18 protein-coding genes are annotated in these 19,454 nt (G+C 69.9%); 6 read left to right on the forward strand and 12 right to left on the reverse strand.

Annotation, left to right across the window (positions count from 1 at the left end; genetic code table 11):
- Positions 1 to 4: 4 nt before the first annotated feature.
- From BM115_RS18595 to BM115_RS18610, 4 genes are all read left to right on the forward strand, one after another.
- Positions 5 to 895 carry an amidohydrolase family protein gene (locus BM115_RS18595; RefSeq protein ID WP_092297254.1) on the forward strand — a complete coding sequence of 297 codons (891 nt, stop codon included), beginning with the start codon at positions 5 to 7 and terminating at the stop codon, positions 893 to 895.
- A 72-nt stretch (positions 896 to 967) separates the two neighbouring features.
- On the forward strand, positions 968 to 1,963 hold the full coding sequence (locus BM115_RS18600; protein WP_092297257.1) for a Bug family tripartite tricarboxylate transporter substrate binding protein: 996 nt from the start codon (positions 968 to 970) through the stop codon (positions 1,961 to 1,963).
- A 4-nt stretch (positions 1,964 to 1,967) separates the two neighbouring features.
- Positions 1,968 to 3,002 carry a D-2-hydroxyacid dehydrogenase gene (locus tag BM115_RS18605; RefSeq protein ID WP_092297260.1) on the forward strand — a complete coding sequence of 345 codons (1,035 nt, stop codon included), beginning with the start codon at positions 1,968 to 1,970 and terminating at the stop codon, positions 3,000 to 3,002.
- Positions 3,003 to 3,090: 88 nt separating this feature from the next.
- Positions 3,091 to 3,531: a response regulator gene (locus BM115_RS18610; RefSeq protein WP_092297447.1), complete on the forward strand. Its 441-nt coding sequence runs from the start codon at positions 3,091 to 3,093 to the stop codon at positions 3,529 to 3,531.
- Between the two features lie 27 nt (positions 3,532 to 3,558).
- On the opposite strand, the gene BM115_RS18615 is transcribed toward BM115_RS18610, so the two are convergent.
- On the reverse strand, positions 3,559 to 4,200 hold the full coding sequence (locus BM115_RS18615; protein ID WP_092297263.1) for an HD domain-containing protein: 642 nt from the start codon (positions 4,198 to 4,200) through the stop codon (positions 3,559 to 3,561).
- A 133-nt stretch (positions 4,201 to 4,333) separates the two neighbouring features.
- On the opposite strand from BM115_RS18615, the gene BM115_RS18620 reads away from it, so the two are divergent.
- A complete protein-coding gene (locus tag BM115_RS18620; RefSeq protein WP_092297267.1) occupies positions 4,334 to 5,320 on the forward strand; it encodes a GlxA family transcriptional regulator in 987 nt (328 codons plus the stop codon).
- On the opposite strand, the gene BM115_RS18625 is transcribed toward BM115_RS18620, so the two are convergent.
- The 8 genes from BM115_RS18625 to BM115_RS18660 all read right to left on the reverse strand — a co-directional run bounded on the left by BM115_RS18625 (position 5,256) and on the right by BM115_RS18660 (position 13,873).
- A complete protein-coding gene (locus BM115_RS18625) occupies positions 5,256 to 6,500 on the reverse strand; it encodes an MFS transporter (protein ID WP_092297269.1) in 1,245 nt (414 codons plus the stop codon). The two genes, BM115_RS18620 and BM115_RS18625, sit on opposite strands and share 65 nt — an antisense overlap.
- Before the next feature lie 32 nt (positions 6,501 to 6,532).
- Positions 6,533 to 7,273, reverse strand: coding sequence for an SDR family NAD(P)-dependent oxidoreductase (locus BM115_RS18630; RefSeq protein ID WP_092297272.1), 741 nt, complete (start codon positions 7,271 to 7,273; stop codon positions 6,533 to 6,535).
- 117 nt (positions 7,274 to 7,390) lie between these two features.
- Positions 7,391 to 8,320, reverse strand: a complete 930-nt coding sequence (locus BM115_RS18635; protein WP_092297275.1) for a LysR family transcriptional regulator — start codon at positions 8,318 to 8,320, stop codon at positions 7,391 to 7,393.
- A gap of 24 nt (positions 8,321 to 8,344) precedes the next feature.
- A complete protein-coding gene (gene lpdA / locus BM115_RS18640; protein WP_092297278.1) occupies positions 8,345 to 10,159 on the reverse strand; it encodes a dihydrolipoyl dehydrogenase in 1,815 nt (604 codons plus the stop codon).
- A 103-nt stretch (positions 10,160 to 10,262) separates the two neighbouring features.
- Positions 10,263 to 11,174, reverse strand: coding sequence for a LysR family transcriptional regulator (locus BM115_RS18645; RefSeq protein ID WP_092297281.1), 912 nt, complete (start codon positions 11,172 to 11,174; stop codon positions 10,263 to 10,265).
- Positions 11,175 to 11,203: 29 nt separating this feature from the next.
- A complete protein-coding gene (locus BM115_RS18650; RefSeq protein WP_092297285.1) occupies positions 11,204 to 12,070 on the reverse strand; it encodes an alpha/beta fold hydrolase in 867 nt (288 codons plus the stop codon).
- A gap of 132 nt (positions 12,071 to 12,202) precedes the next feature.
- Complete coding sequence (locus BM115_RS18655; protein ID WP_092297287.1) at positions 12,203 to 12,844, reverse strand: CGNR zinc finger domain-containing protein; 642 nt, start codon at positions 12,842 to 12,844, stop codon at positions 12,203 to 12,205.
- A gap of 57 nt (positions 12,845 to 12,901) precedes the next feature.
- Complete coding sequence (locus BM115_RS18660; RefSeq protein WP_092297450.1) at positions 12,902 to 13,873, reverse strand: LysR substrate-binding domain-containing protein; 972 nt, start codon at positions 13,871 to 13,873, stop codon at positions 12,902 to 12,904.
- 91 nt (positions 13,874 to 13,964) lie between these two features.
- Here BM115_RS18660 and BM115_RS18665 point away from each other — a divergent pair, with 91 nt between their 5' ends.
- A complete protein-coding gene (locus BM115_RS18665; protein WP_092297290.1) occupies positions 13,965 to 15,293 on the forward strand; it encodes a D-serine ammonia-lyase in 1,329 nt (442 codons plus the stop codon).
- Here BM115_RS18665 and BM115_RS18670 read toward each other — a convergent pair.
- The 3 genes from BM115_RS18670 to BM115_RS18680 all read right to left on the reverse strand — a co-directional run bounded on the left by BM115_RS18670 (position 15,281) and on the right by BM115_RS18680 (position 19,428).
- Positions 15,281 to 16,264 (reverse strand): Bug family tripartite tricarboxylate transporter substrate binding protein, encoded by a 984-nt coding sequence (locus BM115_RS18670; protein ID WP_092297293.1) that lies wholly within the window; start codon positions 16,262 to 16,264, stop codon positions 15,281 to 15,283. The genes BM115_RS18665 and BM115_RS18670 overlap by 13 nt on opposite strands.
- A 150-nt stretch (positions 16,265 to 16,414) precedes the next feature.
- Complete coding sequence (locus BM115_RS18675) at positions 16,415 to 18,736, reverse strand: caspase family protein (protein ID WP_092297296.1); 2,322 nt, start codon at positions 18,734 to 18,736, stop codon at positions 16,415 to 16,417.
- 17 nt (positions 18,737 to 18,753) lie between these two features.
- Entirely contained in the window at positions 18,754 to 19,428 is a 675-nt protein-coding gene (locus BM115_RS18680; protein WP_218158043.1) for a matrixin family metalloprotease, read from the reverse strand.
- Between the last annotated feature and the right edge of the window lie 26 nt (positions 19,429 to 19,454).

Consider the following 19,454-nt stretch of genomic DNA (forward strand, 5'->3'; position numbering starts at 1 on the left):
GACCATGACCCGCCCCTGCCTGCCCCCGCTCCAGACCCTCACCGCACCGGTGTTCCGCGCGCCCGCCGGCGCCTGTGACAGCCATGCCCACGTGTTCGGCCCGTTCGCGCGCTATCCGCTCGCGATGGACCGCAGCTACACGCCGGCCGAGCATCCCGCCGACGCCTTTATCGCCCATCTGGACGAACTCGGGCTCACGCGCGGCGTGCTCGTCACGGCCAGCGCCAGCGGCACCGACAACAGCGTGGTGACCGACGCCCTGCGCCAGTACCCCACGCGCCTGCGCGGCATCGTGGTGCCGTCGCCGGACACCACGGACGCCGAGCTGGACGCCTGGCACGCCGCCGGCGTGCGCGGCGTGCGCATCAACCTGTATCAGGTGGATGGCCACGCCGTGTATCGCAACGGCGTGGGCATCGAGGTGCTCGAAGCGCTGGCCCCGCGCCTCGCCGCGCGCGGCTGGCACGCGCAGATCTGGATCCATGCGCCGGACCTCGTCACGCTGGGCCCGCGCCTCAAGGCGCTGGGCCTGCCGCTGGTGATCGACCACATGGGCCGCATGGCCACCTCGCGCGGGGTAGCGGACCCCGGCTTCCAGGCGCTCTGCGCGCTGCTGGCGGAAGGGGTGGCCTGGACCAAGATCTCGGGCGCTGACCGGCTCCAGCCCGCCGGCGCGCCGTACGAACAGGTCGATCCCTTCGTCGCGGCGCTGATGCAGGCCAACCCGGAGCAGGTGGTGTGGGGCTCCGACTGGCCGCACATCAACTACTTCGAGTCCGCCCAGATGCCTGACGACGGCGTGCTGTTCAACCTGCTGGCGCGCTGGCTGCCGGACGCCGCCAGCCGCGAGCGCGTGCTGGTGCACAACCCGGCACGGCTGTACGACTTCGGCTAAGCATTGATTTTTGCGTCTTATCACCACGACGGCGGCCGCGAAGACGGCTGCCGCATCAACAGGAGAACCAACATGCCTCGATTCGCCCCCGGTCGATGGTTGACCCCCTACCTGAGCGCGGCACTGGCTGCCGGCGCCGCGCTGGTCACCCTGGCCGCCCCCGCCCAGGCCGCCGACGAATACCCGACCAAGCCCGTGCGCGTGGTGGTGGCCTTCACCGCCGGCGGTACCACCGACATGCTGGCCCGCAGCGTGAGCCAGCACCTGGGCCAGCGCTTCAAGCAATCGTTCGTGGTGGAAAACCGCCCCGGCGCGGGCGGCAACATCGGCACCGAGTACGTGGTGCGCGCCCCGGCGGACGGCTACACGCTGCTGGTGGACTCGGTCGGCCCGATCTCGATCAACCAGACGCTCTACAAGAAGCTGAACTACGACCCGCTGGCGGACCTCGTGCCGGTGGTGCAGATCGCCGACGTGCCGAACGTGCTGGTGGTGCATCCCTCGGTGCCAGCCAAGACCTTCGAGGAGTTCGTCGCCTACATCAAGGCCAATCCGGGCAAGCTGAACTATGGCTCGACGGGCGTGGGCACCTCGTCGCACCTGTCCGGCTTCATGCTGTCGGAGCGCATCGGCGCGCCGGCCACGCACGTGCCCTACAAGGGCGCCGATGCCCTGAACGACCTGCTGTCCGGCCGCATCCAGTTCATGTTCGCGACGATTCCGTCGGTGATCTCGCACATCCAGGCCGGCAAGCTGCGCGCGCTGGCGGTGACCAGCGCCAAGCGCTCGCGCTCGCTGCCGGAGGTGCCGGCAGTGGCCGAGAAGGGCTTCCCGGGCTTCGAGGCCGGCTCGTGGTTCGGCATCTTCGCGCCCAAGGGCACGCCGAAGACCGTCATCACGCAGGTGAATCAGGCCGTGAACGAGGTGCTGCCGTCGCTGCAGGCGCAGATGATCCGCGAGGGCGCCGACCCGGTGGGCGGCACGCCCGAGCAGTTCGGCAAGTTCACGCGCAAGGAGTATGACAAGTGGAAGGTGGTCGTCAAAGCCTCGGGAGCGACGGTAGACTGACGCCATGACTGCATCCGCTGCCTCCTCCGCCTCCGCTGCGCCCGTGCGCATCCTGCTCTCCGAAGCGGCGCTGCGCGCCCATGGCGACGCGATCACCGCCACCATCGCCGCCGCCATGGCAGGCCGGGACTGGGTTCCCGTGGCCCCGCCGGCCGTGGACGACGCCCGGCCCATCGACGCCGACATCGCCTTCGTCTCGCGCGATGTGACGGGGCGCTCGACCAAGCACGAGGTGCAACCGGCCACGCGGCGCTTCTACACCGCGATGCTGGAGGCGCCCTCGCTGCGCTGGACCCACACGCACTCGGCCGGCGCCGACCGCCCGGTGTTCGGCGAACTGCGCCAGCAGGGGGTGACGGTGACGACTTCGTCGGGTGCCAATGCCAGCGTGGTGGCGCAGACGGCGCTGGCCGGGCTGCTGGCGCTGGCGCGGCACCTGCCGCAGATGCTGGCCACCCAGCGTGAACGCCGCTGGGCCCCGCTGATGGGCGCCGACATGCCGCGCGACCTGCACGGCCAGACGGCGACCATCGTCGGCTGGGGGCCGATCGGCCAGCAGATCGGCGCGGTGCTGCGCCTGTTCGGGATGTCGGTGGTGGTGGTGCGCCAGCGCGCCACGCCGGCGGGGGAGGGCTTCGAGACCGTGACCTTCGCCGATGTGCCGGCGGTGCTGCCGCGCACGGACTGGCTGGTGCTGGCCTGCCCGCTGACGGATGAAACGCGCGGGCTGCTGAGCGCCGCCGCGCTGGACAGCCTGCCGAAGGGCGCGCGGCTGGTCAACGTGTCGCGTGGCGAGGTGGTGGACGAGCCGGCGTTGATCGCCGCGCTGCAGGGCGGCCGGCTGGCGGGTGCCTATCTCGATGTCTTCGCCCACGAGCCGCTGCCTGCGGACTCGCCGCTCTGGACGCTGCCCAACGTCATCGCCACGCCGCACAGCGCTGGCTTTTCCGATGGCAACGCGGCGCGCGTGGTCGAGATCTTCCTCGACAACCTGGGCCGCTGGATCACGCAGACGCCGCTCCGCAACGCGGTGTCGTAACAAATCGGACACCATCTTCGGAAATTTCCGCAGCCATTTGCAGAAATTTCCGCACCTCTGCGGCGACTTCCGCAGGCAGGATGACAGCATGTTCTGCCACCTGCCTGCCGCCGCCGTGCCTGCCCCCTCCCAGTCTTCCCAGCTACCCGTTCCCCGCATCGTCGTGGCCGAGGACCATCCGGTCAGCCTGCTGGTGCTGGAGGACCAGCTCGCCGGCATCGGCGGCTGCGTGGCCCAGCCCTGCCGCTCCGGCGAGGAAGCGTGGGCCGCCGTGCAGCAGGACCCACGGCCCGCCTTGCTGCTGACGGACCTGGGCCTGCCGGGGCTGGACGGACTGGCGCTGGCCCGCCGGATCCGGGCGGCGGAGGGCGGCAAGCGCGCCGGGCGGCTGCCCATCGTCGCCATCACGGCCACGGCCGGCCCGGAGGCGCGGCTGGCCTGCCTCCGGGCCGGCATCGATACGGTGCTGTCCAAGCCGGTCAGCTTCCAGACCCTCCGCGCCGTGGTGAGCCGCTATCTCTCTATATAGATATAGAGAGCGGGGCGCGCGCGGGCCTCAGCCGTGCCAGTGCGAGCAGCGGATCACGCTGCAGAAATTGCCGCGATGGAAGTGCGGGTCCTTGTCGGCCAGCACATCCGCCTTCACGTTGCCGAACGTGGTGTCCGGCTTGTGGCGAATGCCATCGTAAAACGCTTGAATAATGTCTTCCTTGAAGTGCGGGGTGCGCGGATACGCCTGCACCACGCGCTCGCGGTCTTCATCGGCAAACGTCTCGTAGCGGATGCCCAGCACGTCCATCTCCACGCCAGCCGTCACCAGCGCCACTACCGGGTCCATGAACTCGGGAATGCCGGGCGTGGTGTGCAGCGCGATACCTGTCCAGACTTTGTCGATGTCCGCCTGCGCGATGCCACGGCTGCGCAGGAAGTCCGCCGCCGCGTTGGCACCATCCACCTCGAAGCGCTTGTCCGGGCTGCTGTGCGCCGGCGTCAGGCCCATGTCGTGGAACATCGTGCCCGCGTAGAGCAGTTCGGGGTCGTATGGCAGGCCACGCTGCTTGCCGGCCAGCGCCGCGAAGTAGTACACGCGGCTCGAGTGGTTGAACAGCAGCGTGGATTCGGTGTCGCGGACCAGTTGCGTGATGTCGCGGGCCAATTGGCTGTCAGGGATGGCGATGTCGCCCAGGGTGAATTGCATGGCTGGCTCCTTTCGTTTGGGGTTGAAACGAGTGTAGGAGCGGGAGTACCATGTCTTCAATCGTCGTAGTGCGACGTTTTGGGCCAAACCGGACGGATCGCGACACGACAGCAATGCTCAGGGATTTTTCACCATGACCACCCCCCGCACCATCGTGCTGCTGGCCATCGAAGGCGTGCAGTTGCTGGATGTCTCCGGGCCCCTCGACGTCTTCGCGGAAGCCAATGCCCAGGCCGGCCGGCAGGTCTATGCACTCCAGGTGGTTGGCGTGCGGCGCGGGCCGATCCGGGCCTCGTCAGGCGTCCGGCTGCTGGCGGATCTGCTGGTCGAGGAAGACCCGCTCGGGGCGGCGCTGCCCCGTCCCCATACCGTGCTGGTGGCGGGTGCGCCACATGCGGGCGAGACCCCGACCGAACCGATCGTGCTGGACTGGATTCGCGCCGTGGCGCCGCGCGCGCGCCGCTACGGCTCGGTGTGCAGCGGCGCCTTTCTGCTGGCCGATGCCGGCCTGCTGGAGGGGCGGCGCGTAACCACGCACTGGGCGGGCGCGGACCGGCTGGCGGCGCGTTTCCCGGGCGTGACCGTGGATGCCGACGCCATCCACGTGCGCGACGGCAAGCTGCGCACGGCGGCCGGCGTGACGGCGGGGCTGGACCTTGCGCTGGCGCTGGTCGAAGAGGATCTCGGGCGCGAACTCGCCATGCGCGTGGCCAGCCAGTTGGTGATGTTCTTCAAGCGGCCCGGCGGGCAGGCGCAGTTCCGCCGCAGTGCGGCGCCCGCGCTGGCCAACCGCTCGGCCTTGCAGGAACTCCAGCGCTGGGTGGCCGCGCATCCGGCGGATTCCCACGATGTGCCCAGCCTCGCCGCGCGCGTCGGCGTGAGTCCGCGCCACCTGACGCGGCTGTTCCGCGAGGAAGTCGGCGTCACGCCGGCCAGCTGGGTAGAAGCAGCACGCGTGACTGCCGCGCGGCAACTGCTGGAGGCCGGCCACCTCGCGCCCAAGCAGGTAGCGGGTGAGTGCGGCTTTTCGAGTGTCGATACGCTGCGCCGCGCGTTCATGCGCGTGGTGGGGGTGACGCCTGCGGACTATCGCAAGCGTCACGCCTCGACCGCCGATTGACGGCAGGCGCGGTCGGTCGCCCCAGCAACCGCCACGCCAGCACCGCCGACCCCGCCACCACGACTGCCGCCGCCACGCCGATCCATGCGATGCCGGGCCCGTCGATCACGCGCCCGCCCAGGATGGCCCCGATGCCGATGCCCGCGTTCGCGCCCGAGATATTGAGCGCGGAGCCCAGCGCCTGCGCCGAGGGTGCCGCCTGCATCAGCCGGACGTTATTGACGATAAACAGCGCCGATTGCGCGATGCCCCAGACCGCCAGCACCGCGAACAGGGCGGGCGACCACGGCGCGGCCCACGCCACCAGCGCCAGGCTGAGTGCCAGCCAGCCGCTGAACACCAGCGTCGCGCGCAGGGCGCTGCGGTCCACCAGCCGGCCGCCGAAATGGTTGCCGACCAGCCCCATCGCGCCGAACGCCATCAGCGTCCAGCCCACCGCCGGCCCGGACAGCCCGCCCAGCCGCTCCAGGAAATCGGCCAGATAGGTGTAGGCGATGAACATCCCCGTGAACGACAGCACCGACAGCGCCACGTGCCCGAGGATGGCCGGCTGCCGCGCCAGCCGTAGCTGCGCCGCGAACGGCAGCGGCGGGGTGGCGGCGGCGGTGGGCGGCAGGCGCGTCAGCAGCAGCGCCTTGACCAGCGCCAGCGCGGCCAGCACGCCGAAGGCGGTGCGCCAGCCGAAGGCATCGCCGATCAGCGTGCCGAGCGGAATGCCGAACACGGTGGCACCGACCATGCCATAGGCCATGATCGACAACGCCCGCCCGGCCCGGGCCGCGCCGAGCGCCGCCACGGCGGTCTCGCAGGCGAGCGACCAGAACACGGCCACGCCGAGCGCCGGCACCAGCCGCGCGATGGCCAGCACGCCGAGGTTCGGCGCCATCGCCGCCAGCGCGTTCGAGAGCGCGGTCAGCACGAGGATGACCACGAACACGCGCCGCCGCGCGTGCGGGCCGGTGTGTGGGCCGGTGTGTGGGCCGATGTGCGCCGCCACGCGCGCGGTCAGCAGCGGGCCGGTGACGGCCACCGTGAAGGCGAACAGCGAGACCAGCAGCCCGGCCTGCGCCACGCTGACGTGGAGGTCGCGCGCAAGCCCGGGCAGCAGGCCCACGATCAGGAATTCCGTGGTCAGCACGGTAAAGCCGGCCGCAGCCAGCAGCAGAATCGGCAACAACATGGGGGAGGAAACTCCTGAGGGGGATGGCGGCGTCAGTCGGTGAAGCCGCCATCGGTAAGGATCGACCGCCCGGTGACCCAGGCCATGTCCGGAGACGCCAGCGCCACGATCACACGGGCAACGTCCTCCGGCTCGGCCAGTCGGCCCAGCGGGGTTTCGGCGGCGAGGTGCCGCCGTTCGTCGTCGGGAATGCCCGCGGTCATGTCCGTGCGCGTGATAAACGGGGCGACGGCATTGACGCGGATGCGGCGCGCGCCAAGCTCCATGGCGAAGGCGCGGGTGAGGGCGTCCACGGCGGCCTTGCTGGCCGAGTAGACACTGGTCGGCGCGGTGGGCGCGTGCGCGAGGTTGCTCGACACGTTGACGATGCTGCCGCCATGATCCCCAAACAGCGGGGCGAAGGCTTGCGTCGTCAGCATCACGCTGAGCGCGTTGTTGTCGAACTGTTCGGCAAAGAATGCCGCATCGAGTTCCGCCAGCAACCGCGCGCCGAACACGCCGGCGTTGTTGACCAGCACGTCGATGCGCCCGTGCTGTTGCCCCACCGCCTGCGCCAGCGCGCGCACCGAGGCCGGATCGGCCACATCGGCCTGGAAGGCGTCCGCCTGCCCACCGGCGGCCCGGATCGCGGCCACCACGGCCTCCGCCGCCGCGCGTTGCGCCTTGTAGACCACCGCCACGTGGGCGCCGCGCGCCGCCAGCGCCAGCGCCGTGGCCTTGCCGATGCCGCGCGAGGCGCCCGTGACCACCGCTACCTTGTCTTGCAGGGACATGATTGTTGCTCCGTTACCAGGTTGTCGATGACGGACAAGGTAGCGGGGCGCCCCCGGTGCGGGAAGCCGGAAGACTGGAACGTCGCGTTCCGATTCTGGAACGGGTGGGCGAGGGAGTCAGCCCTCGTCGGGCCACTGCTCCCGGAGTAGGGCCAGCAGGGCGCGCACGGCGGAGGTCATGCCGCGCCGGCTCGGGTACATCGCGTAGATCGTGGCATCGCGCGAGCGTACCGCGCCGAGCACCGGCACCAGCGTGCCGGCTTCGATGGCGTCCCGGCACATCGTCATCGGCAACTGCGCCAGCCCGGCGCCGCGCATCGCCAGTTCGCGCATTGCCATCAGGTTGTCCACGGCAATCGCAGGCGTGATCGGCCAGTCGAACGGCTCGCCGGCATCGTCGACGAACTGCCACGGGCGCGGCTGCGCCAGCGTGCCTTGCGCCAGGCAGGGGTAGCCGGCCAGGGCGTCGAGCGAGGCGGGCAGGCCGGCGTCGCGGAACAGGTCAGGATGGCCGACCACCAGCGAGCGCGACGTGGCGACCGGCGTCGCCACCACGTCCTCCGAGGCCAGCGGCACCACCGCCGCGCGGATCACGAGGTCGAGCCGCTCCTCGGTCAGGTCCACGAAGCGGTTGGACAGCGTGAGCTGCACGCGCACCTGCGGATGCGCCCGCGCGAACGCGGCCAGGATCGGCGCGAGCGTGGTCTCGGCAATCAGTACGGAGGTGTGGAGGTGGATCACGCCGGACGGCTCGGCCAGCGACTGGCGCGTCAGCGCGCCAATCTCGGCCACATGGGCCGCCGCCTGGCGCGCATGGCCGGCCACGGCCTCGCCCACGGGCGTCAGCCCGAACGCCTGCGTGGACCGGTGCAGCAGCCGCACGCCCAGCGAGCGCTCCAGCTCGGCCACGCGGCGCGAGAGGCGGGATTTGGCGATGCCGGTCTGGCGCTCGGCCGCGCTGAAGCCGCCGGCCTCCACTACGTGGAGGAACAGCAGCAGGTCGTCGAGGTGGGTGGCTGGGGGCGGCGGAGCGGTCTTGGCGTCCATGCCCCGCAGCTTATCACCGGGCCGCTACATGTTCAGCGCACGCTTCTGCACCGCCAGCGCGGCCTCGCGCATCACCTCGGACAGCGACGGATGCGGATGGCTGATCATGCCGATGTCCTCGGACGCCGCCTTGAACTCCATCGCCACCACGCCCTCCGCGATCAGGTCGGACGCATTGGCGGCGATGATATGCACCCCCAGCAGCTCGTCCGTCTTCGCGTCGGCAATCATCTTGATAAAGCCGTCCGGCCGGCCCATGCCCAGCGCGCGCCCGTTGGCCGACATCGGGAACTGGCCGGTGCGGATCTCGCGGCCCTCGGCCTTGAGCTGCGCCTCCGACTTGCCCACCCAGGCAATCTCCGGCTCGGTGTAGATCACCCACGGAATGCAGTTGTAGTCGATATGCGGCTTCTGGCCGTCGATCACCTCGGCCACCATCACGCCCTCGTCCTCGGCCTTGTGGGCCAGCATCGGGCCGCGCACCACGTCGCCAATCGCGTAGATGCCGGCCACCGATGTGCGGCAGTGATCGTCCACGGGGACGAAGCCGCGCGCGTCGGCGGCCAGCCCCACGGCCTCCAGCCCGAGGTTGTCCGTGTTCGGCACCCGGCCGATGGAGACGATCAGCCGGTCCGCGTCCAGTGTCTGCGCTTTGCCGTCCTGGTCGGTGTAGGCGATGCTCACGCCCTTGCCGCTGCGCTTGATCTCGCCGATCTGCACGCCGAGGTGGATGGCGAGCCCCTGCTTCTTGAACTGCTTGGCGGCCTCCCGGGCGATGGCTTCGTCCACGGTGCCGAGGAAGGTCGGCAGCGCCTCAAGAATGGTCACTTCCGAACCCAGCCGGCGCCACACCGAGCCCAGTTCCAGCCCGATCACCCCGGCGCCGATCACGGCGAGCTTCTTGGGCACCGAATCGAAGGACAGCGCGCCCTCGTTGTCGGAGACGATGACGTTGTCCACCGGCACGTTAGGCAGGTGGCGCGCCCGGGAGCCGGTGGCGATGATCACGTTGCGCGCGGTGTAGGTCTTGGCCTTGGCCGCCCCCTCGCCCCCGCCCCCATCTTCACTGGCTTCCACGGTGACCACGCCGTTGTCCGCGCGGCTCTGCAACTTTCCGTGGCCCTTGATCCAGGTGACCTTGTTCTTGCGGAACAGGAACTCCACGCCGCCCGTGAATTTGTCCACGATGGCGGCCTTGCGCGCGATCATCGTGCCGAGGTCCAGCGTCACGCCCTTGACCTGCACGCCGTGCTCGGCCAGCCCGTGCTGGGCCTGCTCGAAGTGCTCGGACGAGGCCAGCAGCGCCTTCGACGGAATGCAGCCCACGTTCAGGCAGGTGCCGCCCAGCCGGGGCTTGCCGGCCGGGTCCTTCCATTCCTCGATGCAGGCCACGGTCTTGCCGAGCTGCGCGGCGCGGATGGCGGCGATGTAGCCGCCGGGGCCGGAGCCGATCACGATCACGTCGAAGTCAGCGGTGGCGGAAGCGGCAGCACCGGCGCCGCCGCCCTGCACGGCCGGGGCGGAGGCCGCAGCGGGAGCGGGTGCGGCCTTGGGCGGCGCTGCGGCGGTAGCCGGGGCCGAAGTCACCCCCGGCTTGCCTTCCGTATCGATGGTCGCAATCACCTCGTCGGCGTGCACGGTCGCGCCGTCCGGGTGGACGATGCTGGCCAGCACGCCGCTGGCGGGCGCAGGCACCTCCAGCGTGACCTTGTCCGTCTCCAGTTCCACCAGGATCTCGTCGCGGGTCACGGCCTCGCCGGCCTGCTTTTTCCATTGGATCAGCGTGGCTTCGGAAACGGATTCGGAGAGCTGCGGCACCTTCACTTCGATCGCGGCCATGGTCTTCCTTTTCTAGATGGAGTGACAAAGACCTTCAGTCTAGGAGAGACGCGAGACAGACATGTCGCCGACGCGGCGAGCGTTGCTAGGGGTTTACCCTGGATCAAGCCGCGAACTTGTCCACGAGGAAATCGACGAAAGCCCGCACCCGGCGCGAGACGTGGCGCGCGTGCGGGTAGAGCAGCATGAAGGGCCGCGTGCAGCCACCGTAGGCCTGCAGCACCTCCACCAGCGTGCCGTCGCGCAGGTCCTGCTCCACCACGAAGCGGTAGGTCTGGAACAGGCCGGCGCCGGCGCGGGCCAGCGTGGCGCCGCCCAGCGCGTCCTCGGCCGTGCCATAGGCGCCGGCGGTCACCATCTCCAGGGTCTCGCCCTCCTGCTGGAAGATCCACGGCAGGCGCCGGCCGCTGCTCGGGACATCGAACTGGATGCATTCGTGCGCCGGCAGGTCGTCCGGCGTGGCCGGCGTGCCGTGCTTGCGCAGGTAGGCGGGCGTGGCCACCACCACCATCTCGGCGTCTTCCAGCTTGCGGGCGATCAGCGTGGAGTCGTCGGGCGCCCGGCCGCGCACGGAGAGGTCGAAGGTGTCATCGGCAAAGTCCACATTGCGGTTGCTGATATGGATCTCGACGTCCACCTCGGGATAGCGCTCGCGGAAGGCCGGCAGCACCGGCAGCACGCGATAGTGGGCGTAGGGCGTGGGCAGGCTGATGCGCAGCCGCCCGGCGGGCGTGCCGTGCTGGCCGCTGATCTGGCGCTCGGCGTCCACCAGCTGCGCCAGCGCCGGCCGGCTCTGCTCGAAATAGACCCGCCCCTCGTCCGTGAGCCGGATCTGCCGCGTGGTCCGCACGAACAGCCGCACGCCAAGGCGCTCCTCCAGCCGGGACACACTGCGGCTCACCGCCGCCGGCGTGACCCCCGCCGCCACCGCCGCCGCGGTAAAACTGCTCAGTTCCGCGGCCAGGCAGAACAGTTCGATGCTGCCGAGCTGGAGATCGTCGAATTGGCGCGTCATAAGCAAATAGGGTGGGGGTTAGCGGCGAATTAGCGAGCCAGCACGTCGAGAATGCGTTGGCCGATGTAAGGGCCATGCGTCTCCAGCGCGAAGTGGCCGGTGTCCAGCAACTCCACCACGGCGGTCGGGTTGTCGCGGCGGAACGCCTCGGCGCCGGGCGGGATGAAGAACGGATCGTTGCGGCCCCAGATTACCAGTGTAGGCACCTGCGCCTGGCGGAAGAACGCCTGGAAATCGGGGTAGCGCTTCAGGTTGTTGGCGTAGTCGAGGAACAGGTCGAGCTGGATGTCCTTGTTGCCGGGCCGTTCCAGCAGCGCCGCGTCCAGCGTGTACGACTCGGGCGCCACGCTGTCCGGGTCGGCCACGCCGTGCACGTACTGCCACTTCGTGCCTTCCAGATGGAGCATGGCGTCGTGCAGCACCTGCCGGTTGGCCGTGCTGGGCTCGGCCCAGTACTGGCGGACCGGCGCCCACGCATCGCCCAGCCCATCGAGATAGGCGTTGCCGTTCTGCGAGACGATGCCCGTCACGCGCTCGGGGTGGGCCACGGCCAGCCGGAAGCCGGTGGGCGCGCCGTAGTCGAACACGTACATCGCATAGCGCTCCAGCCCGAGGGCATCGACAAAGGCGCCGAGCGTGGTGGCGAGGTTGTCGAAGGTGTAGCGGTACTGGCGCGCGGCCGGCACCTCGGTAAAGCCGAAGCCGGGCAGGTCTGGGGCGATCACCCGGAAATGGCTCGCCAGTTGCGGAATCAGGTGACGGAACTGATGGGACGAGGTCGGAAAGCCGTGCAGCAGCAGCATCACGGGCGCCTGCGGGTCGCCGGCTTCACGGTAGAAGACGCGCACGCCGTCGGCGTCGGCGTAGCGGATGTGGACCTGAGGGCTGGCAATCATGGCAATTCTCCGGAAGCGAAAGCGGAAGCGGGAACGAGGGCCGTCATCGGCTTGGTTCCGAAGTGTATGCCAATCTGGTAACCTGTCAAACTTAATTTTAACGGTTACCAACGAATGCCCGATGGCATGGCGTCATGCAGCGTCCTCATCGGCAGCCGCCTCGCGCTTGCGAAAGGCGGCGACCTTGTGGCGATTGCCGCAGACCGCCATGCTGCACCAGCGGCGCCGGTGCGACTTGGTGCGGTCATAGAACCAGAGCGTGCATTCGTCGCTCTCGCATTGGCGGACCCGCCCGAAGTCGCCGTGGGCGAGCAGGTCGGCGGCGGCTTCCGCCAGCGGCACCAGGCATTGCGCGGCGTTACCGGCGGCGTGGATGCGGGCGATGCGGACGCCGCCGTCGGGCAGCGGATGCACGGCCAGATGGCTGCCGCCGGCCGCCAGCGCGTCATTCAGCGGCGCCAGATCCGGTTTGCCGCCGGCCTTGCCGTCAGCCTTGCAGGCCACGATCAGCCGGACGGCCTCGCGCAGCGCGCGTGCCGCCGTCGCCAGCCCCTTGGGCGGCGCGGCGCGATCGTCGCCGGGCCAGAGCGCCACCTGTTTCAGCCAGGCGAGCACATCGGCATCGGTCTGCCAGTGGTCGCGCGGCGGGGTGTCGGCCCGTTCGATGGTATTGAGCAGGTCCAGCGCAACGTGATCGGCCAGCAGGCGGGGGCCGGTTTCCGGGGTGGCCGCGGGATTGGCAGGTTTGGGGGGAGGGGTGTTCGAGGCGGGCATGGCGTTCTCCTGTGCCGATCCAATGTAACCGATTAAAAGCCGGCTTCCAAGTTACGCTTATTTGGGGGCTGAACCGTTCAGCGCCAGCAGGCGCCGTCGTGCCGTGTCGAAGGCGGCACCTTCGGCCAGCAGCCAGGCTTCGACCTCCGCCACCTGTGCGGAATGAGTCGGCGTGTGGGCGCGCACCAGGTGGTAGGCGGCCTCGCTGCGCACATGCAGGCCCCACAGGTCCACCAGTCGGCCCGAGGCCAGTTCGTCGAGGACCAGCGCCGTGCGGCCCATGGCCACGCCCTGGCCGGCCAGTGCCGCGCCGATGGCCAGTTGGGACAGGTTGAAGTGCTGGCCGCCCGCCATGTCGGGCAGCGTCACGCCCGCGTGCCGCAGCCAGACCTGCCATTCGTGGCTCTCGCCGGCGCCTTCCCACGGGCTGGCGTCGTGCAGCAGCATCGAGGCGCGCAGGCCGTCCGGCGAACGGAGTGCCGGGTGGGCCGCCAGATAGGCCGGGCTGGCCACCGGCAGCAGCCATTCGTCGAGGAAGGGCGTGGCGCGGAGGTCGGGGTAGTGGCCGGGGTCGAAGCGCACGGCGGCGTCGATGCCCTCGCGCAGCATCCGCGAACGATCCAGCGCGTGGAACTCGCCATGCACGCGCAGGCCGATCTCCGGGTGCTGGCGGAAGAAGTCGCCCAGGCGCGGCGTGAGCCAGACCATGGCGAACGAGGGCGAGCAGGACAGCGCCACCGGCGGGCGATGCCCGGGTTTGCGCAGTTGCGCCAGCGTGCTATCCAGCGCCTGGAACGACTCGCGCGCCACACCGCGCAGCCGCTCGCCCTCGGGCGTCAGCACCAGCGCACGCGGCGTGCGCACGAACAGTGGCCGTTCGAGCCACTGTTCCAGCTTGTTCACCTGCTGGCTGACCGCGCCCTGCGTCACGCACAGCTCCCGGGCGGCCAGCGTGAAGCTGCCATGGCGCGCCGCCGCCTCGAAGCAGCGCAGCCAGCTCAGGACGGAGGCGTTGAGGGTGTTTGTCATCAGCAAAACTAATGGATGGATCAGTACAAATCGTTTGTCGGGCGGGGCGGGGGCGTCAACAATGAGTGGTCTCCTTCCCGTCCCCCTCCCCATGACGCTCCATCTGTCCTCGATTTCGGCTGCATTGCTGGCCGACCTGCAAGCCGCCCGACCGCTGATGTGGACGAATCCGCACCGCAGCGCGGAGGCCGACGTCCAGACCGTGGTGGATGGGCGGCGCATTAGTCTAGCTGATATGCGTGCAGCACAGGCGCGGTTCGCCCGCTTCGCGCCGCTGCTGGTGCGGCTGTTCCCGGAGCTGGAGGCCAGCGCGGGGCGGATCGAATCCGATCTGCTGGGCGCGCCGGACATGCAACAGGCGCTCGGCCTGCCCACCCGCCACGGCTCGCTGTGGATCAAGGCCGACCACAGCCTGCCCATCGCCGGGTCGATCAAGGCGCGCGGCGGCATTCATGAGGTGCTCGAGTTCGCCGAGTCGCTGGCGCTGCGCCACGGGCTGGTCGATGTGGATGGCGACTACGGCGTGCTGGCCGACGCCCCGGCGCGCGCGCTGTTCGGCCGCTATCAGGTGGCGGTGGGGTCCACCGGCAACCTGGGCCTGAGCATCGGCGTGATGGCCTCGGCGCTGGGTTTCCGGGCGGCGGTGCATATGTCCGCCGACGCCAAGGCATGGAAAAAAGCGCGCCTGCGCGCGCGGGGCGTGGAGGTGGTCGAGCACACGGGCGACTACGCGGCGGCGGTGGCCGCTGGCCGGCGCGAGGCGGAGGGCGATCCGCACTGCTACTTCGTCGATGACGAGCGCTCGCTCTCGCTGCTGCTCGGCTACAGCGCTGCGGCGCTGCATCTGCACGATCAGCTCGAAGCGGCCGGCCTGCGCGTGGACGCGGACCATCCGCTGTTCGTCTACCTGCCGTGCGGCGTGGGCGGCGCGCCGGCTGGCATCGCCTTCGGGCTCTGGCAGTTGTATGGCCCGCACGTGCATGCGTGCTTTGTCGAGCCGACCCAGTCGCCGTGTTTCCTCGTGGAGATGCTTGCACCGGGCGCCTCCGTCTATGACGTGGGCCTGACCAATCGCACCGAGGCCGATGGGCTGGCTGTGCCGCGCGCCTCCGAGCTGGCCGCCGAGGCCATGGGCCCGCTGCTGGCCGGGGTGTGCACGGTGCCGGACGAACGGCTGTTCCTGGACCTGCACCGGGTGCGCGAGACGGAAGGGCTGCGGATCGAGCCATCCGCCGCCGCCGGCTTCAGCGGGCCGCGCATGCTGACGGATAGCGCAGCCGGCCGCGCCTACCTCGCCCGGCACGGCCTGGACACGGTGATGCCGCAGGCCACCCATCTGGTGTGGACGACCGGCGGCCTGTTCGTGCCGCCGGACGAGTACGCCCGATTCGCCGAACGCGGCGCCGCCTACTCGGGCTGAATCCCCGCCAGCTTGATCATGCGCTGCCAGTTGCCTTGATCCTCGACGATGGCGCGGGCCAGCTGCGCGCCTGGCGCCGGGTAGGCATTGGTGCCGCGCTGGGCGTGGTGGGCGGCGGCTTCCGGCGAATTGACGAATTCGAGCGTCCAGGCCTGCAGCTTGTCCAGCACCTCGGGCGGCGTGCCCTTGGGCGCGAACAGGCCGGTCCAGCTCACCACGGTGATGGCCGGCAGGCCCGCTTCGGCCATGGTCGGCACATCGCCCATGATCGGCACGCGGCGGTCGCTCATCACGGCCAGCGCGCGCATCTTGCGTGATTCGATCATCGGCACGGCGGCGGAGATCTCCAGCACGGTGAAGTCCAGCGTGCCGCCGAGCAGGTCGGGCAGCAGGTTGGCCATGCCCTTGTAGGGCACGTCCTGGGTGCGGATGCCGGCGGCATCGTTGAAGGCGGCCAGCATCACGCGATAACCGGCGCTGCTGGTGCCGTAGTTGAGCGTGCCCGGCTTGGCGCGCGCGGCGGCGGTCAGGTCGGCCACGGTGCGGTAGGGCGAGTTTGCCGATACCACCAGCGCCACGGGCACGGTGGAGAGGCGCGCCACGGGCACGAAGTCGCGCGGGCTGTACGGCATCGACTTGAACAGGTAGGGGTTGGCCGCCATGGTGGAGGCCGACGCGAACAGCAGCGTGTAGCCGTCCGGTGCGGACTTGGCGACGTAGTCCGCCGCGATGATGGTGTTGGCGCCGGGCTTGTTCTCGACGATAAAGCTGCGCCCGGCCTTCTTGTGCAGGTATTTGGCGAGCAGGCGGGTGTAGTCGTCGATGCCGGTGCCGGCGCTGGTCACCGAGACGATCTTGACCGGCCGCTCGGGGTAAGCCTCGGCATGGGCGGGGGTGGGTGCCGTGGCGGGTAGGGCACCCAGCAGGATGGCGGCGGCCAGCCACCGCGTCGGGAAGGTATTGCGTAGCATTCCGGTCTCCGTGTCAGTGCAGTCGAGCGATGCGCGATCATGGCGCCGGAGGCCAGCTTCAGACCTCCCCGAGGCGGGGGGGCAGGGTCTGCCCGTGGTTTTGATCCTCGCCGTCATTCTCTTCCTTCCTCTCTCCCTTCCTCTTTCCCTTCAGGCCGTCAGCACCCGCAGGCCCGCAGGCGGCACGCTCGCGCGGAGTGCCCGGGCCGGCACGGTGCGCAGGCTATCGGTGGCGGTCTGGCGCACGCTGTCGTCGGCAGCCCAGACCATCAGCGGTGGCAGGGCGGTCTGCGCCACCACGCGCCGCCACATCGCCTCGGGAATCCAGTCCTCGCGCCGCTGCGCCGCCTTCACCAGCAGCTTCCAGCTCCGCTGGAACATCGGCGGGCCGGTCAGCGGGCCGAAGCGCCGCAGGCTCGCCGTCGCGCATTGCTGGCCGAGCGCGGCGACATCGGGATGGTGATCGCCCACCAGCTTGCGCAGGCGCGTCACCACCACATCGAGCCCGGACATGTCACGGCCCGGGTCGCGCTCCCGCTCCACCAGCAGCAGATGGCCGCCGATCATCCCGGCAATCGGGTTGGTGCAGTTGCGCAGCAGGATGTCCTCCAGCTCGGGGCTCAGGATGCGCCGCTCATCGGCCAGCGCCAGCCGGGCGGTCTCGATGATCTTCTCCAGCGTGGCATCGGGCTGCTGGTCTGGCCGCCGCATCATCAGCGACACCCGGGGCCGCGCGCTGGGCGCATGCTCGCCGGGCTGCGTGCGGCGCAGGACGTAGGCTTCCAGCCCCCACGATTCGCAGGCGATCAGGCTTTGTTCGATGACCGGGCCGTTGTCCACCTTCTGCCGCAGGTAGTAGGCGCCGGGCGTCACCGCCTGCACGGCGCAGGCGTGGGAGTCCGCATCGGTGTTGCGCGCGCTGCCGCGCTCCATGCTGATGACGAGGTTGTCGTCGGCATCCACCACCTGCACGTCCCGCCAGGGCGCGATGTTCTGCTGGGGCACCTCGGCGCTGCTCGCCGCGCGCGCCATGACCATCAGCGTGGCCTGTTTGCCGTCGCCCTCGCTCTGCAGGCGCAGTGCGGTGGCCAGCGCCACCTGCCGGTCGCGCTCCTGGGCGCCGTCCTCCGGCAGGCCCACCGGCGGCAGCACCGACGAGGCGGGTTTGGCGATCTGCGCGACGGCCAGCGGCGGGCGGTCACTGTCGAGCAGGATCACGTGCTGCGCCAGGCTGCGCCCGATCCGCGTCTTGATCTTGAACAGCCCGAACGGCAGCGGCGTGGAGAGCTTCGACATGCCGTTGTCGACCAGCGAGAAGCGGCTGTCGATCACGAAGATCTCGGCGGCGGGGTCGGCCGGGTCGATGTCGAGCGGGAACATCGTGCCGTCGGCGGCCTGCGTGACGGGCGGGCCGGATGCCGTGATGGCAATCGACACATCGTTGGTGACGTCGAACCCCTGCCGGAGGCCGGCTTCGGGCACCTCCACCACATACAGGCCGGGCGCCAGCGGCAAGGTCATGGCGGGCTGCGCGGTCATCGCCTCCGCGCGGGGCGGCGTGCCAGACCACAGCCGCAGCGGCTTGCCGGCGGCCTCGGGCGGCAGGGTGAGCGTGACCGTGTAGCGCGGCGGCGCCACGCCGCGCGCGAAGATCAGGCCGGCATCCTCCTGCACGATCTCCGGCTCCTTGGCCACGTCGCCATCGCGCAGATGCGCCGGCGTCATGCGGGCGCAGAGGGCGTTGCGCAGCCAGTCCGCCAGGCTGCGCCCGGTGACGCGTCCGTTGGCGTCGGATGCCGCGCCGCGCAGCCCTTGCAGCAGCGCCCAGGTAAAGGCGCCGTGGATCTTGTCGCCATCTTCGGGAATGCCGATCTCGATGGCCTTGAGCGGGCGCTGCGCGGCGAAGGCGACGAACGTGGCCGCCGGCGGGTCCGTGGCCTGTACCGGGGAGAGCTGCGGGTCGCGCGGCTGCAGGAAGGAGACCCGGTTCATGCAGCAGTCCATCCACAGCACGAACTCGCGGAAGTAGCCGGCGTCCTGCAGCCAGCTCAGCCAGCCCGTGGCGTGTACGTTGAAGGTGCCGAGCGTGGCGCTGGCGTTGGCCGCGAACAGGCAGCCGCGCTCGCGGCCCGGCGAGAAGCCGTGGCCGGAGACGAAGATATACAGCCGGCGGCCCACCCGCAGCCCGCGCCGTTTGGCCTGGTTCTCCCGGGCGATGGCGTTGAGCCGGCCAAAGGCGGTTTCGATTTCGTCGGTGGTCGGCAGCGCGGTGTCGCCCGCCTCGGTCAGGCGGGACTTGATCACCTGGATCTGGTCCTCGCTGGCGAAGGCGCCGCCGTTGGGGTCCATCAGCCACGCCTTCACCGCATCGACATCGTTCGCGGGCCCGTGGAGATTCGCGTCCGCGCCCGGCTCGCCGAGCTGCGGGTAATGATTGATCCCGATCAGGATGGCTTGGTCGTCGGCATTCATGGCGCGGCGGGCAGGCCCTACTGCGGATAGGCCTGGCGGATGAAGTCCTTGTCCGACTCGGACAACGCCGAGTTCATGCCGGCCGTCACGCCGTTCAGCGTCCAGGCGGGGGGGATCGGATACATCATGATCGAGCTCGGGTCCACCGCCGTGCCGGCCACGTCAGCGGCATTGAACGCCGCGAACATATTGTTTTCGATGGTGGCCTTGTCCCAGTTGTTCGGGGGGCCGGACAGATCCTTGATCACCTGCTCGCGGTTCCACTGGATGGCATTGAGCGGGTTCTGGTGCTCGTGGATCAGCCCGATGGCGTGGCCGAACTCGTGCAGCGTCACGCGCAGGATTTCGTCTTCCTCGGTGTCGTCGGTGAACCAGCCGTAGTTCATGGTTGGCTGCGGCGCCTGGATCAGCCGGGCGTCGGTGCCGATGAACGACCACGAGCCCTTGCCCTCCAGGAAGTCGATGCGGATGTCGGTCGGGCCGCTGTCCCGCACATCGAACTGGAGGTTGGCGAATTGCAGCCAGATATTGGCGGCGTCCATCACGCGGTCCTGGAGCGCGCGGGAGCCGGACAGGAAGCTGATGGTGAGTACCGTACCCGGCTGCCACCGTTTGCCGGTCAACATGGCAATCTTGCCGGGCACGCCGTTCGTCATCGGGAAGCCGGCGCAGAAACGCTTGTCGTTGCTCATGGTGCATGCTCCATTTGTGATGACCG

Origin of the sequence: Cupriavidus sp. OV096 (assembly GCF_900115455.1) — a bacterium.
Taxonomy (GTDB): Bacteria; Pseudomonadota; Gammaproteobacteria; order Burkholderiales; family Burkholderiaceae; genus Cupriavidus.

Coding starts and splice junctions, on each gene's coding strand:
- BM115_RS18595 (WP_092297254.1), top strand. CDS start 5: ATGACCCGCCCCTGCCTGCCCCCGCTCCAGACCCTCACCGCACCGGTG.
- BM115_RS18600 (WP_092297257.1), top strand. CDS start 968: ATGCCTCGATTCGCCCCCGGTCGATGGTTGACCCCCTACCTGAGCGCG.
- BM115_RS18605 (WP_092297260.1), top strand. CDS start 1,968: ATGACTGCATCCGCTGCCTCCTCCGCCTCCGCTGCGCCCGTGCGCATC.
- BM115_RS18610 (WP_092297447.1), top strand. CDS start 3,091: ATGTTCTGCCACCTGCCTGCCGCCGCCGTGCCTGCCCCCTCCCAGTCT.
- BM115_RS18615 (WP_092297263.1), bottom strand. CDS start 4,200: ATGCAATTCACCCTGGGCGACATCGCCATCCCTGACAGCCAATTGGCC.
- BM115_RS18620 (WP_092297267.1), top strand. CDS start 4,334: ATGACCACCCCCCGCACCATCGTGCTGCTGGCCATCGAAGGCGTGCAG.
- BM115_RS18625 (WP_092297269.1), bottom strand. CDS start 6,500: ATGTTGTTGCCGATTCTGCTGCTGGCTGCGGCCGGCTTTACCGTGCTG.
- BM115_RS18630 (WP_092297272.1), bottom strand. CDS start 7,273: ATGTCCCTGCAAGACAAGGTAGCGGTGGTCACGGGCGCCTCGCGCGGC.
- BM115_RS18635 (WP_092297275.1), bottom strand. CDS start 8,320: ATGGACGCCAAGACCGCTCCGCCGCCCCCAGCCACCCACCTCGACGAC.
- lpdA (WP_092297278.1), bottom strand. CDS start 10,159: ATGGCCGCGATCGAAGTGAAGGTGCCGCAGCTCTCCGAATCCGTTTCC.
- BM115_RS18645 (WP_092297281.1), bottom strand. CDS start 11,174: ATGACGCGCCAATTCGACGATCTCCAGCTCGGCAGCATCGAACTGTTC.
- BM115_RS18650 (WP_092297285.1), bottom strand. CDS start 12,070: ATGATTGCCAGCCCTCAGGTCCACATCCGCTACGCCGACGCCGACGGC.
- BM115_RS18655 (WP_092297287.1), bottom strand. CDS start 12,844: ATGCCCGCCTCGAACACCCCTCCCCCCAAACCTGCCAATCCCGCGGCC.
- BM115_RS18660 (WP_092297450.1), bottom strand. CDS start 13,873: ATGACAAACACCCTCAACGCCTCCGTCCTGAGCTGGCTGCGCTGCTTC.
- BM115_RS18665 (WP_092297290.1), top strand. CDS start 13,965: ATGACGCTCCATCTGTCCTCGATTTCGGCTGCATTGCTGGCCGACCTG.
- BM115_RS18670 (WP_092297293.1), bottom strand. CDS start 16,264: ATGCTACGCAATACCTTCCCGACGCGGTGGCTGGCCGCCGCCATCCTG.
- BM115_RS18675 (WP_092297296.1), bottom strand. CDS start 18,736: ATGAATGCCGACGACCAAGCCATCCTGATCGGGATCAATCATTACCCG.
- BM115_RS18680 (WP_218158043.1), bottom strand. CDS start 19,428: ATGAGCAACGACAAGCGTTTCTGCGCCGGCTTCCCGATGACGAACGGC.